The organism is Temperatibacter marinus (genome assembly GCF_031598375.1).
In the GTDB taxonomy this organism is placed as follows: Bacteria; Pseudomonadota; Alphaproteobacteria; order Sphingomonadales; family Kordiimonadaceae; genus Temperatibacter; species Temperatibacter marinus.
The window spans coordinates 1,922,769-1,937,545 of record NZ_CP123872.1 but is presented as its reverse complement, the minus strand read 5'-3'; the positions used below and the strand labels follow the sequence as shown (position 1 = coordinate 1,937,545).

The window sequence follows — 14,777 nt, the reverse complement described above, 5'->3', positions numbered from 1 at the left end:
AAAATCCCGGAACGCTATGCTAGCGCCGGGCCTATAATTCGTATGCCTATTGTGAACGAATATATTGTCATGCCTCGTCTCTAGCAGAAGCCTGCCTTTATAGCAAGAACTTGTCGTTGCAATTTAATTGAAATTGACAGGAGCAATCCCTTCCTTCTAGGTTATTGCTGTACAACTGATTATTTCATCGTGGGAATGGGATTTAAATGAGCAGAAATGAGTTAAAACCAGGCCGAATATGGGTACGCTATGCAATCGCCCTGAGCGTTCTGTTCTTCTTGGCTACGGCAATTTTTGCAACGGCTCAATATTCGATTGGCATATCTTCAGGCTGGGCCGCTTTGATTAATACATCAGGCAAACAACGAATGCTCAGTCAGCAAATCCTCCTTCATAGTGAACAAGTGATGATCGCGCATTCACAAGCTGATCTAAGTACACAAAAAACTGCGGCTACTGCATTAGAAAAAGCTCTTTCTACTTTTAAGGCTAATCATGAGGCTCTGAGTGTCTCAGCAAAGGCACTTAGCGAGCAAGGGCGTTTACCACAAGAAATTCAAGAGTTTTACCTGTCTCGCGATCAAGGAAGTTTTGAGACCACTCTTACGCATTATCTAAATCAAGCTCAGATGGTCTTGACTAATCCTTCGGGAAGTCATCTCCCCTTGATCGAGATGAGACGCACAGCTTTGGATCCAATTCTGACTGAGTTGAACGCGGTCGTTGATGCATTTCAGCTGGCGGCTGATTCTGATGCAGCCTTCCTTTCTCGGTTTGAGTTAATTGCTTATATTCTAACCATTGGCGTTATTCTTATAGAAATTATCTTTATTTTTGTCCCTCTTAATGCTTCAATTATTTCACTGATATCATCCTTAAAATCTAGTCAGCGCAAGTTGAGTTTAAAAAATGATAAGCTGACATTGGCACTCCATAAAAATGACTTTTTAAAAATGCAACAGATTCACAATGAAGTTATGGGGAATTACGGCAGTTGGTATCTGAATTTAGTAACAGAAGAGGTTTATTGGTCAGAAGGAATTTATGCGATCCACAAAAGACCTAAGGAAAGAGGCCTTCCAAGTTTGGAAGACGCTATTAATTACTACAGCGAAGCTGATCGCATTGCAGTAGATAACCACATTAAGTGGTCTGCCCAAAACAAAGCAGGGTTCTCCTTCGAATATGACTTAGTCTGTGAGGACGGCTCCAAAGCCCGCGTTATGTCGCAAGCACAATATCAAGAATTTGAAGGTGTCCCCTTTTTGTTTGGCATGTTCAGAGACATCTCAAATGATCGTGCGATTTCTGATACGCTCCGCGAGGCTGCTGAAACGGCGAATGAAAAGGCTAAGTCTAGGAGTGATTTTCTCGCTGTCGTATCCCATGAAATCAAGACCCCGGTAACGGGCATAATGGGCATTCTTGAATTACTTGTCGATATGGACCTTCCAGAAGAAGCGCAGAAACTCATTCAAGCTGGTAATGAAAACAATCGTTTGCTCATGACGATCGTGAATGACATTCTTGAGATGACGCGCCTTGAATCTGATAGAGTAAAACTAATCCCCACCGAATTTTCCCCTAGTAAAATCGTCAAAGACGTCTTTGAAACGCACAAGCCGAATGCAGATCAGAAAAAGTTAGATTTTCGAAATCAGACAAAGGGGCCTGATGTTCTAATGATCGGTGATGACATTCGCATCAAACAGATCCTGCATAACTTTGTCACCAATGCCATAAAATTCACAGATATAGGGGCCGTAGAACTCTCTAGTCATATCGCATCTAAAAGTGATGAGAATAACCGAAAAGTAACATTTAAAGTTAAAGACTCTGGCATTGGCATTCCGCAAGACAAAAGAGAAGATCTTTTTATTGCTTTTGAACAATTAGAAGATACTTTCCGCAGAAAACAAGGCGGCACAGGTCTTGGCCTTGCCATTTCTGATCGTTTAGCAAACCTTATGGCAGCCAAAATCACAGTAGAGTCTGAAGAAGGGGTTGGATCGACTTTCTCTCTTGAGTTAAATTTAGAGGAAGCCATTCAGAGTGAGAAACCTGTTGAAGCTCCGATTGAACTTGAGGCCTTAAAAGTTCTTGTTGCTGAGGACGTTTCACTGAATAGAACTATCATTGAAAAAGTCATGCAGAATAAATGGGGGCTTAACCTCACATTTGCCCATGACGGACAGGAAGCGATTGATATCTGCCAAACAGAGATGTTTGACGTCATTTTAATGGACATTCAAATGCCTGTGATAGACGGTGTACAAGCTGTCGATATTATCAGACGCTCTATGGTTCATCATATTGACACACCTATTTATGCACTCACTGCCAACACTGAAAATGATCATATAAAATCTTATTTTAAAGTGGGGATGAATGGATGCTTTAGCAAGCCATTCAACTGGCAAGAAATTAAGATGACGCTATCAGAGCTAGAGGCAAAATATACAAAGCCCTAGAGGTCGAACCCTAAAAATCCATTCTGAAAGGATAGACAGGATCATCCTGTCCACTTCACCTTCAAGGCACTAATAACATCCAAGATAGTTGTCAGTTCTTTTTCCTCTTCCTCTAAAATTGCCAACAACAGATTTCTACGATAAGATTCTGGATCAAAGCCTTCTGGCAATCCAAAAGGTTTTGCCGCATTCACCACAAAATCTAGCATACGGCAAGCCGCATGAATGCGCCCCCATAGAAAATCATTCTCTCTTGCTCGTCTTGAGAAAAAGGCGCCAAAGTTATACAGCTCTGTCCCCATGAGTGGACCAATAAACTCATGACCTAAAATTGTCCGACAATCCTGGGGGCTAATGCGATTAACGCGTATATCCGCTTGATCAGAGTGATGAATATTTCTGTGATAGGGTAAGGAGAGCACATCGTAGAATGTGAAACCTATATAAGCTTGAACAATCCCAAGCCGCCCTTCCTCACCTTGGAACTCCATAAGGATCGGCGCAAGTGCTTCATCAAGGGCTAAATCTTTATTTTCAAGATCAAGATGATCACTAATGACTGTTGCCGCATGGCTAATAGGGTCTATGCGGTCAAACACAAGACCTTCGAATGCACTGATATGCATATACCGTGTCAAATCATCCAAATGAGTATAACAAAGAGCCTTAATTTTTTGCAAAGTTTTATAGTCAACATCAGACAGAGAATTGGACATCATTTCAGTGGTCTGCTTGATCACATACCGTAATCGCCGAATTCGATAAGGTAAATCTAAAGAACGGAAAAGAGAAATGAGACCTTCCATATAACTCTTTTCGTCAAAATTCTCATCTTTCGCGCCAATAGATCGTGTTAAAAAACTTTCAATTGCCCACTCCGTTACAACAGGCTTCATCTCTGAAAGGGGCTTCTTATACAAGGCGGCTAAAAGCTGAGTAAATAGATCAAGAATCTGCCTTTTCTTTATCTCTATATAAGGCCCATAGCTAATCCCTGCCATTTTATGTGCACTCTCATGGCTTTGTTCACGCCATGATGCCAATAATGCCACGTCAATATGTTTACATTTTCTTTTTGTGACAAATTGATCTGTATATGTTTGAGCGTCGAATGAAATGGCTGATAAATGCTTTTTATTCTCTAAAACTCTTTCGTTATGCGCCTCTATATCTTGTAAGTCGTTATAGATGGGCTCTGCCCGCGGGATGGTTGTCATCGATCCAAGAATCGTTTTAAAAAAACCAGGTGCAGGCTGAATTTGATCTCGATAGCTTGTCTCTGTTTCAGGGCTAGGATCAACAAAGATCATCCGGCGGTCCACCTGACGATGCGCTGGGCGACCCTCAATGGCTTTAATTGCACTATCAAAAGGCTTATTGTTTGTTACACCACCATCCACAAAGGACATCTTCTTGAGCAAAGCATATTTTTTATGATCCGTTGGAAAGTTCCGAGCAAGAAACTTCTGACGGTAGCGCCAGCGCAGTCCCATTTTATGTATTTTTTCCTCTAGTTCATTAAAACTAACAGAGGGGAAGGCTCCTGGGAAACTGCTTGTTGCGCGTGCTGCAAACCCTAACGCCGCGATATTATCATCACTCAGAGCATGCTGACCGTGATCCTCACCGTATCCACGAATATGAGAAAATTTCAGTGTCAGTGCATGACGGGGCTCACTAATCGTCGAAGGATCATGTAGGGGCATGGTTTTCTTCTGGCCGTAAAAATTAGTTACAGGTACGAAAAGATCAAGCCTGTGCCCACGCGGGAGAAGGCTACCTTTCGACTGTTGGCTCTTTCCTAAATCTCTTGCAGCCTCAAGCATCCAACCCAACATGATTTCCCCCGAAAAGGGAGGCTTAAACCATTTGGACCGCACAAACCGTAATAATTTCCGTTTTATTTCCGGATCATCAAAAGCATTTCCGGTCATTTTACGTCCAAACAGACGCATGATAGGCACCATGAAAAGCTTAGACCACTTATCAGCAATCGTCTTACTATCCATCAATTCTTCAACATCACCAAGATCAAGCCACATTTTCTTAAGAGGAGCAAAGTCTAGGTCATGGGCTAAAGCCCGAGCAAGCATGACACCGTTAATACCGCCAGCTGAAGCCCCTGAGATGACATCGACGATCACACGAATTTGTACATTTGGCGACAAGTCCTCAAGCAATTGTCGGTAGAGCTCAACAGTTGGATGATTGGAGTCGCGCTCAATATTTTCATGATCATTTTGATATAGATTGCGCGAGCCACGAACTACATTCAAGAGTTCTGCTGTAATACCATTCATATAAACAGCTAAGGACGCACCGCCGTAACAGACAAGCGCTAGCCTCAATTCCAGTTCCCGCATCGTTTAATCCTTGTTTCATCATAGAATGCCATAACTTACTGTAAAAAAAAAGGAATAATGATTAGTAAACGAAAGGCATAGCCTCCATATACACTCTTGCAATAGACCGTTTCCTTCTATAGTTTCATTGCAAATATTTTTGGGAGGAAATAATGAATAAATCGAGATGGATTCTATCTACAGTCATGACGATGGGCATGACTTTACCCCTTGCTGCACAATCAAACGTCTCAGGAGATTGGTATCAACATGCTGCCATTTCACCAGACGGCAAAGAGATTGTCTTTAGTTATAAAGGCAATTTATTTAAGGTTGCAGCTAAAGGCGGCGCAGCCACACCCTTGACCATGCATTCAGCCTGGGAAGGACATCCCGTCTGGTCTGATGACGGAAAATCAATTGCCTTTGCCAGTGATCGTCACGGCAATTTAGACATCTTTGTAATGCCAGCGTCAGGCGGCAAAGCCAAACGCCTTACACATCATTCAAGTAATGATAGACCGACTGATTTTAATAACGGGATGATCCTCTTTAATAGTACTAGAACAGATGCTGTTGAGAGCAGTCTTTTTCCGCGAGGCAGTTTGAATGAATTATACAAGGTTTCTACGAAGGGCGGCACCCCATCTCAGCTACTGACAACTGCCACATCTGAAGCTCAATGGAATAGCGACGGAACAAAAATATTATACCGAGATGAGAAAGCTTTAGAAAGTGATCTTCGTAAACATGACATCTCAGCTTTTGCAAGAGATATCTGGCTATATAATAGCGAAGACGGCAGCCATACTCAGCTTACTACATTCGAAGGAGCCGATCATTCACCCGTCTGGTCTGGATCAAATAAAGCATATTATCTGTCAGAAGACGGTCATAACAATTTCAATGTCTGGTCTATGAACTTATCCAATGGCAATAAATCAAAAATCACAGATTTCGAAACCCATCCTGTTCGCGGCTTGTCTATATCCTCTAAAGGAACTATGGCCTTCACACAGCACGGTGATATCTACACCCTGCGCGGCAAATCCCCTAAAAAGGTCAAGATCACCATCGCAGTCGACGGCCAAAACAATGATTATGTCACTTTACCAGTGTCAAGAAATGTGAGTGAATTTTCCGTTTCTGGGAACGGAAAAGAAGTTGCTTTTGTTGCCCGCGGTGAAGTTTATGTGACAAGCACTGATTTTGCAACAACTGTGCGTGTCACCAACACACCTGAACAAGAACGCAGTGTAAGTTTTGCCCCTGACGGAAAAACGCTCGTTTATGCATCAGAGCGCGGTGGCAAATGGAAAATTATTGAAGCCAGCCTCAAAGATGAAAGCGAAAAATATTTCTATGCTTCTACAGGTTTCACAGAGAAAGTCCTTGCAGACAAAGACAACGAAAGTTTCCAACCTACTTATTCTCCAGACGGCAAGAAAGTTGCCTTCCTAGCGAATAGAGATGCCATTAATGTTGTTGATCGTGAGAGCGGGAAAATCGTCACAGCCCTCGACGGCAAGTGGAACTATAGCTATGCGGATGGGGATATATCTTATAGCTGGGCATCTGATAGCAAGTGGCTCACTGCAAGCTTTGCTACTAAAGGACGCCTTTTCTATTCTAAGATTGGTGTTTTTCCAGCAGATGGAAGTGCAGAGCCAGTGGATCTGTCACAAAGTGGCTATTCTTCTTTTTATCCAAAATGGAATAAAGACGGTCAATCAATTATATATGGATCCTTAAAATATGGGCGCCGCAATCACGGGAGCTGGGGTGCTGATTCTGATGTATTCGCTACCTTTTTAACCCAAGATGCTTATGACGAATTCACCATGAGCAAAGAAGACTATGAGCTCATGAAAGAGCTTGAGAAAGAGCGGAAGAAAAAAGAGGAAAAAGCCAAGAAAAAGGCCAAAGAAGAAAAGAAAAAAGCCGCTGAAAAAGCTAAAGCTGACAAAGCTGATTCTGACCAAACAGATTCTGGAAAAGATGTTTCAGAGGACGTAAAAAAAGAAACTGTTCCGAAATCAGTTGATAAAAAAGAAGACAAAAAGAAGGACAAGGCAAAAGAGAAGCCTCTTACTGTTGATCTGACCAACCTTCCGGACCGTACTGTCCGCTTGACTGTCCACTCTAGCAATATGACAGATTATGCCATGACTAAGAAAGCTGACAAGCTTCTTTATCTAACACGGTTTGAGGGTGGTTTTAATCTATGGGAGCAGAAATTACGCGAGCGAGGCACAAAGCTTATTCTACCGTTAAATGCTCGTACAGTTTCAATGGAATTGTCAAAAGATGACAAATCAATCTTTTTGCTTGCTGATGGACGATTAATGAAAGCTCCGATCTCTGGCGGTCGTCCTAAACCAATTGCGCTTGCACCGGTCATGGAATTAAAAGCTGACCAAGAACGGGCTTATATGTTTGAGCATGTGTGGCGACAGGTTCAAGATAAATTCTATAACCCTAATATGCACGGTATAGACTGGGCGCAGATGAAGGCGGATTATAAAGTTAAACTCCCTGCTCTTGCAAACAACAGAGATTTTGCACGCATGATGGAAGAAATGTTAGGTGAACTCAACGCTTCTCATACCGGCATGTATTACCGCGCACGTATGCCTGGTTCAGATGCCACGGCGAGTCTTGGCATTCTCTTTGATATGACAGATACCGCAGGAGCGTTAACCGTCGACGAAATCTTATCAGGCAGTCCACTAGACAAGGCTAAATCCAAAGTGAAGACTGGAATGAAGCTCACAGCTGTAGACGGAAAACTGTTAAGCAGTACTACGAACTTTAATGCCTTAATGAATAACAAAGCGGGACAAAGAACGCGCCTCACCTTCGTAGATTCAGAGGGCAACACACTTGATGAAGTGATCCGTCCAATCGCCAAGAGAGCTGAAGATGAATTAATGTATCATCGTTGGGTTAAAAATCGCCGCAATCTTGTCAAGAAACTTTCAGGCGGGCGTCTCACCTATGTCCATGTACGTTCTATGAATGATGCGAGCTTCCGCGAGGTATACTCAGATCTTATGGGGAATGGGTTTGATAAAGAAGCCGCAATCGTTGATACGCGCTGGAACGGTGGAGGATGGCTACATAACGACTTGGCAAAACTCTTAGCTGGCAAAGACTATTCGACCATGCATGTCAGAGGCCGTCAGTATAACGGAGACCCTGGAGACCAATATACAAAACCATCTATCGTCGTAATGGGCGAAGGAAATTATTCCGATGCTTATGGTTTCCCATTTGCCTATACAGCACTCAATATTGGGGAAACAGTTGGCATGCCAGTCCCTGGAACAATGACAGCTGTTTGGTGGGAGTTGCTTGTATCAGGAGACGTATTCTTCGGTATTCCACAAGTCGGCGTTAAAAACATGGCCGGAGACTATTTGGAAAACAAACAACTAGAACCAACCCATAAGGTAGCCAATGATGCTGTCTCTTCCGCAAAGGGGGAAGACAAACAAATTGCTAAAGCTGTTGAGGTGTTATTGCAGAAGCTAGACGCTAAATAACAAAGCACCTCTTGCGCAACTCTTTATGCCCTGCTAGTGATCGCTGGCAGGGCATATTTTTGAGAATTAACTACGATGACACGCCAAAGACTTCATATCGCTATTTCTAGAATACACAAACTTCTTGGCCTTCTTATCGGCCTCCAGCTTCTGCTATGGGTCGCAGGTGGTTTTATAATGAGTTTTCTAGAGATAGAAAATGTTAGGGGCGAGCACCTAAGAGTTGATCTCCCACAGGCAATCCTCAAACAGCCCGCAAGGTTTCCAATTCAAAACCTTCCGGATTGGGGCACGATCGTGGGCGTTAACTATGAAGAGTTTTATAAAGTACCGGTTTATAGAATTACACGACACGAGGGTCAGACAAGGCTTTATCATGCTCATACAGGTGCCCCGTTATCACCGCTTTCAAAAGAGTGGATTAAGCGTATAGCGACAGAGAATTTCAATGGATCTGCCCCCATAAAAACCATTGAACTGCTCTCCTCTGCAGCCCCTGATTTTGAGTATCGAGGATCATTTCCTATTTGGCAGGTCAGTTTTAATACGCCAGACAACCTAAATGTCTACATCTCACCACAAACGGGACAAGTTCTCTCTTGGCGTACGGATACTTGGCGCCTCTTTGACTTTGTCTGGATGTTGCATATTATGGATTATGAAGCCCGCGACAATTTCAATAACCCACTTTTACTTGCATTTTCTTTTTCAGCCGTTCTTTTTCTTTTGACCGGATTTTTCATGCTCTGGTTCAGGCTCTCAAAGAGAGACTTTAAGTTATAGAATTTATCATTCTGCTGCTAGCTTGCCTTTTAGTTGGCCGCCGCGTACGAGACGTCCGGGCAACTCACCCGTTAGGCATCCATCTTTCAAGATCACTTTTCCGGCGACAAGCGTTGCGGTCATACCCTCGGCTTTTTGCATCAACCTTTTACCGCCTGCAGGTAAATCTGTCACCATAGTGGGGCGCTTAATACGCAGTTTATCATAGTCAATGATATTAATATCTGCTTTCTTACCCACCTCTAGACGACCGCGATCCTGAAACCCAATGTAATCTGCACTTTCACTGGTTAGTCTCTTAACTGCCTCTTCTAGAGAAATCTTTTTGCCACGAGTTCTATCTCGTGTCCAATGGGACAAGAGATAAGTTGGAAAACTGGCATCGCAGACCGTGCCCACATGAGCACCGCCATCACTTAACCCCATAAGAGATTGAGGATGCGCCATCATCTCTTCTAAGGCATCGTAATTCATATTCGTATAGTTATAAATTGGGAAATAAATGAAGGCCTGCCCTTCGTCCTGAAGCATGAGATCATAGATCATTTCAAGAGGAGGCACGCCTGCCCTTTCAGCCATCTTATAAACAGAATTCTCAGGCCCTTGTTCGTAGTCAGGGTATTCATCCAGTAAAAACATTTTGCAACTTATAAAATCAATCATCTGAAGGAGTTTATCAGCGAGCGGCGGGATCGGTGTACCATCCCCAGCAAGGGGCTCCATTGTTTCACTCAGTAATTGGACTTTAAAGGCCGGGTCTTTCATCAAGGTGACACGGTCCCTTAAAGGTTTATCATGAATTTTCTTATAACTTGGATGTCCCATAAATGGATGAAACGTACAGTTAAGCCCTAAGGTTACGCCAATGCCGCGCGGAGCCACTTGCAATCGGATGTCGATATCTTTGGCTTTGGCTTTTTCTGCTTTTTCCAGAATATGCTGCCACTGTTGAGGTGCAAAATCCCGCTGCATCAGTGAAAGGCTAAAAGGCCGACCTTCTGAAGACTGGGCAAATTTTTCAAGGAGGGCCCATTCACGTTCAAATGCTGTTTGATCATCCCGTTCCAAATCAAAATCATTCACCGCTTGTAGAACGCCGTGCGTTGAACTTGAGAGCGCTGCCCCAATGCCAGCCAATTCTTCCTCAGTCGCTTCACTTGAAGGTGTCCACTCACCCTCGCTGGATCTGTGTACATCAGAGCGGCCTGTTGAAAATCCTATAGCCCCTGCAGCCAAGGCTTCTTCTGTTAACAGGCGCATTGCCGAGATATCTTCCTCAGTTGCTTCTTGATCAAAGAGCGCACGGTCGCGCATCACATAAACCCTCAGGGGGTCATGACAGAGATGGGCGGCAAAATCGATGGTATGGGGTGTGTCAATGGCATCAAGATATTCAGGAAAGCTGCTCCATTCCCATGTAAGGCCTTCTGCAAGAGCTGCTCCAGGAATTTCTTCCACTCCCTCCATCAAGCTGATCAGTTTTTCATGATCTTCTGGGTGCACAGGGGCAAATCCAACACCGCAATTCCCCATAACAACTGTAGTGACACCGTGATAAACACTCGGCTCAAGCTTTTCATCCCAGCTGACCTGGCCATCATAATGGGTGTGTAGATCCACAAATCCAGGTGTAACGATCTGCCCTTTAGCATCAATAATTTCATCCGCTTTACCAAGAGCTGACCCAATAGCAGAAATAAGGCCATTTTGAATAGCTATGTCAGCAACAAAAGCCTCACGACCTGTCCCGTCAATAATCATCCCATTTTTAATAAGTATGTCAGTCATGCTTCTTATCCTGTAATCTAAATAATCCAGCTAACCCAAATCCAGTGACCATATGCCATATGCCCCATGTAGCAGTAATGAGCGCTGCTCCTCCGAGTCCCTGAAATTCCGATAAAAGTATTACAAGAGCAAGGCCTGTGTTCTGCAGCCCTACTTCGAAGATAAGCGTTCTAAACTTCCCTCTTTCTTTCATAAGCAAAGCGGCTGCTATGCCCCCAAGGGCAAAAGCTACAATATTATGCAAAACAACAACAGACAAAATGGATGGGCCAAAACTAAAAAGTAAGTCTGAGTTTTGACTGACCGTGATCACGATTAAGACACCTAACAGGACAACAGATAGAGGGACCGCTTTCTTTTGTAACCTATCAGCGAAATCAGGGTGCTTATGAGCAATCATCATTCCGACAAATAAAGGGAAACCAAGCATTGCAAAAATTCGGATGAAAAACAGACCGCGATCTAAATCTATCTCCTTTAACAGAAGATCTATTGGTTCGTATAAGCCTCCCCAAAATAACACAGAGATCGGGATCATAAGCACTGCAAATATACCAGACAGTGCCGTGAGGGTAATAGAGTAAGCAACGTTCGCATGACTAATACGTGCGAAAAAATTAGACACATTACCGCCAGGGCAACTGGCAACTATGATCAAACCCAAAGCAATAGAAGCCGGCAGTTGAAGAAGGTGAATAAACGCCATTGTAACCGCTGGCAATCCAATCACTTGCACCAGTAATCCAGATACCACATCTCCTGGTGCTTGTACGATGCGCGTAAAATGAGATCCTCGCAATCCTAAGGCGACACTAAACATCATAAAAATAAGAATCGCTGCTAAAATGCCCTGCATCGTAGAGTCCATTGAAATCACAACGCGGTCAATGGCTTCCATATCAAAATCAAACAAATGACTCTCCTCACTCCCTTTTCAGAGTGTGACAATAGAAACGATAAAAATCAAAGAGAAACTGCATAAAAAAAGCCCCGCAAAAATGCAGGGCTTTCAAATTTTATAAAGAAGGACTTATTCTTCAGAAGAAGGCATCACATCTTCACCACGCTTAACCGGCGCCCAAATCTTCTTCATTGAGAAGTAAGACAAAATAGTCATAACCAGCAAGAAGAGGATCACAAGAACACCCCGTTTTTTATGATCTTCAAGGCCAGGCTCTCCCACATAGGCAAGGAACATGGTTACATCTTTTGCAATCTGATCTGCTGTAGCCGGTGTCCCATCAGCATATTCCACCAAATCATCCATAATCGGAGGGGCCATTGTAATAACACCGCCTGGGAAATAAGGGTTCTTATACTTACCGTCTGGTGTTTGTCCATCATAGCCAGTTAAAAGGCTGTAAAGATAGTTAGCACCATCATGGCGAGCCTTTGTGATCAAGGATAAGTCAGGTGGCAGAGCGCCGTTTGCAGCTGTCGCTTGCTCTTCATTATCAAATGTCCAAGGAATACCGTCTTTAGGTAAACCAGACCGTTCAATCTGATCTCCTGAGGAATCCACTTCACCTGGAATAGACATTGTATATTCTGCAGCGATCGCTTTGATCTGTGCTTCAGGATAGCCAATATCTTCTAGATTACGGAATTTGAAATATTTCAATGCATGACAAGCCGCACACACTTCGCGGAAGACTTGGAAGCCACGTTGTGCAGATGCTCTCTCATATTTGCCAAGAGGCCCATTGAAAGACCAATCAACTTGACGAGGTTTCTTCGCATCGCCAGCTGCATAAACTGCGCCAGTGACAGCAGCTGCAACAGCGAAAGCAGCGATAGAGAGTTTTTTCAAGTTTTTCATTCTCAAATCCCTTCTCTTAAGACTTAGTTACAGATGCCATAATGCTCTCAGGCACAGGCAATGTTTTTTCACGACGAGATAATAACGGAGTAATTACCAAGAAGTAAGCGAAATAATAGGCAGTTGAAATCTGACCCAAGTGCACCGCTCTAAGAGCAAATCCATCTTCAGATCCAAGGATCACAAGATCAGGTTTCTGTGCACCAACCCAGGTTAAGATAACCACGTCGATCAAAAAGATCACGAAGAACATACGTGTTGTCGGACGATATTTCATGCTGCGGACTTTGCTGCCGTCCAACCAAGGAAGAACGAACAACACACCAATGGAAGCAAACATCGCAAGGACGCCGCCAAGCTTTGCATCAATGATTAATATATCAAATGTAACAGACCTCAAAATTGCGTAGAACGGCAAGAAATACCATTCAGGAACAATTGAAGACGGCGTAACCATCGAATTCGCAGGGATGTAATTATCTGGGTGTCCCATCGCATTTGGTGCATAGAAGAGGAAGAGGCAGAAGACTGTGAGGAAGACAAAAATTCCAAATACATCCTTGATTGTATAATAAGGATGGAATGGAATAACGTCAGCTTTTGTCTTAACATCAACACCTGTAGGGTTATTTGACCCAGGAATATGCAATGCCCAAATGTGAAGAATAACAACACCAACAATCACAAATGGCAGGAGATAGTGCAGGCTAAAGAAACGGTTCAACGTTGGATTATCAACAGAGAAACCACCCCAAAGAAGCGTTACAATATCTTCACCTACAATTGGAATTGCAGAGAATAAATTTGTAATAACCTGTGCACCCCAGAATGACATTTGTCCCCATGGAAGCACATAGCCCATGAAGGCAGTTGCCATCATCAGAAGCATGATCACCACACCAAGCATCCACAAGATTTCGCGCGGTGCCTTATATGAACCATAGTAAAGACCACGGAAGATATGGATATAAACAGCAATGAAGAAAAAAGATGCACCGTTCGCATGCATGTAACGGATCATTGCACCGTTATTAACATCACGCATAATGCGCTCAACGCTATCGAAGGCCATATCTACATGCGGCGTATAGTGCATCGCAAGAACAATACCCGTGAGCAATTGAATCACCAGGCATAAACCCGCAAGAGACCCAAAGTTCCACATGTAGTTCAAGTTTCGAGGAGCACCATAGCCAGGGCCAAGGGCGCCATGAACAAGTGAGAAAATAGGTAAGCGCTGGTCAATCCATGCGACTACCGAATTTTGTGGCTTGAAAGCCGGACCAGGAAAAGATCCCATCGTAAAACTCCCCTTAACCGATTTTGATTTTTGTGTCGCTCAGGAAGGTAATAGCTCCCGGAACTTCAAGGTTTGTCGGTGCAGGACCCTTACGGATACGACCAGATGTGTCATAGTGAGATCCGTGACAAGGGCAGTACCAGCCACCAAACTCGCCTTTATCATCACCAGAACGGCTACCAAGAGGCACACACCCAAGGTGAGTACATACACCCATCACCACCAGCCATTTTTCGCGGCCAGCCGTAATACGGGCTTCATCTGTTTCAGGATCAACCAAAACTGCCTTATCATCTGCTTTCGCTTGTGCAATTTCTGCAGCGGTACGATGACGAACGAAGACTGGTTTACCACGCCATTTGATCACGACTGACTCGCCTTCGCCAATTGCAGACAAATCAAGCTCAACAGAACCAGCTGCTAAAGTATCTTTAGCAGGGTTCATTTGATCAATAAATGGCCATACTGCTGCCGCTGCGCCAACTGCGCCTACACCAGCCGTAGCAACATGAAGGAAATCACGGCGAGTTGCGCCGTCTCCATGTGCATTTGAATTCTCGTTAGTGCTCATCTATTCTTCCCTGTAGGTTTGAGGATCCAGCCCCAAGCTTTCTCCACTCAACCAACGCTTACTGTATAGGTGTTAACTCTTAAAAAGTCATTACACCTCTTTAAACAATCCTTCTAGACATGGATTTTTCAACAGGCATAACATCTGTATCTTATCAC

Annotated in this window: 9 protein-coding genes; 3 read left to right on the top strand and 6 right to left on the bottom strand. The window is 43.7% G+C overall.

Going from position 1 to position 14,777, the window contains the following annotated elements:
• The first annotated feature begins 206 nt into the window (after positions 1-206).
• A complete protein-coding gene (locus QGN29_RS08600) occupies positions 207-2,471 on the top strand; it encodes an ATP-binding protein (protein ID WP_310797446.1) in 2,265 nt (754 codons plus the stop codon).
• A 41-nt stretch (positions 2,472-2,512) separates the two neighbouring features.
• Here QGN29_RS08600 and QGN29_RS08595 read toward each other — a convergent pair whose 3' ends face one another.
• Positions 2,513-4,834, bottom strand: a complete 2,322-nt coding sequence (locus tag QGN29_RS08595; protein ID WP_310797445.1) for a patatin-like protein — start codon at positions 4,832-4,834, stop codon at positions 2,513-2,515.
• Positions 4,835-4,986: 152 nt separating this feature from the next.
• Between QGN29_RS08595 and QGN29_RS08590 the strand changes: the two genes are divergently transcribed.
• Both QGN29_RS08590 and QGN29_RS08585 read left to right on the top strand, forming a co-directional pair.
• On the top strand, positions 4,987-8,358 hold the full coding sequence (locus QGN29_RS08590; protein WP_310797444.1) for a S41 family peptidase: 3,372 nt from the start codon (positions 4,987-4,989) through the stop codon (positions 8,356-8,358).
• Positions 8,359-8,433: 75 nt separating this feature from the next.
• The gene (locus QGN29_RS08585) at positions 8,434-9,141 is read left to right on the top strand and encodes a PepSY domain-containing protein (protein ID WP_310797443.1); all 708 of its coding nucleotides are present in this window, start codon (positions 8,434-8,436) and stop codon (positions 9,139-9,141) included.
• Positions 9,142-9,147: 6 nt separating this feature from the next.
• Here QGN29_RS08585 and QGN29_RS08580 read toward each other — a convergent pair whose 3' ends face one another.
• From QGN29_RS08580 to petA, 5 genes are all read right to left on the bottom strand, one after another.
• On the bottom strand, positions 9,148-10,929 hold the full coding sequence (locus QGN29_RS08580) for an N-acyl-D-amino-acid deacylase family protein (protein WP_310797442.1): 1,782 nt from the start codon (positions 10,927-10,929) through the stop codon (positions 9,148-9,150).
• Entirely contained in the window at positions 10,922-11,842 is a 921-nt protein-coding gene (locus tag QGN29_RS08575; protein WP_310797441.1) for a bile acid:sodium symporter family protein, read from the bottom strand. The genes QGN29_RS08580 and QGN29_RS08575 overlap by 8 nt, the downstream gene beginning before the upstream one ends.
• A 117-nt stretch (positions 11,843-11,959) precedes the next feature.
• Positions 11,960-12,748 carry a cytochrome c1 gene (locus QGN29_RS08570; protein ID WP_310797440.1) on the bottom strand — a complete coding sequence of 263 codons (789 nt, stop codon included), beginning with the start codon at positions 12,746-12,748 and terminating at the stop codon, positions 11,960-11,962.
• Between the two features lie 16 nt (positions 12,749-12,764).
• Positions 12,765-14,048 (bottom strand): cytochrome b, encoded by a 1,284-nt coding sequence (locus QGN29_RS08565; RefSeq protein ID WP_310797439.1) that lies wholly within the window; start codon positions 14,046-14,048, stop codon positions 12,765-12,767.
• A gap of 13 nt (positions 14,049-14,061) precedes the next feature.
• Positions 14,062-14,619: a ubiquinol-cytochrome c reductase iron-sulfur subunit gene (petA, locus tag QGN29_RS08560; RefSeq protein ID WP_310797438.1), complete on the bottom strand. Its 558-nt coding sequence runs from the start codon at positions 14,617-14,619 to the stop codon at positions 14,062-14,064.
• Between the last annotated feature and the right edge of the window lie 158 nt (positions 14,620-14,777).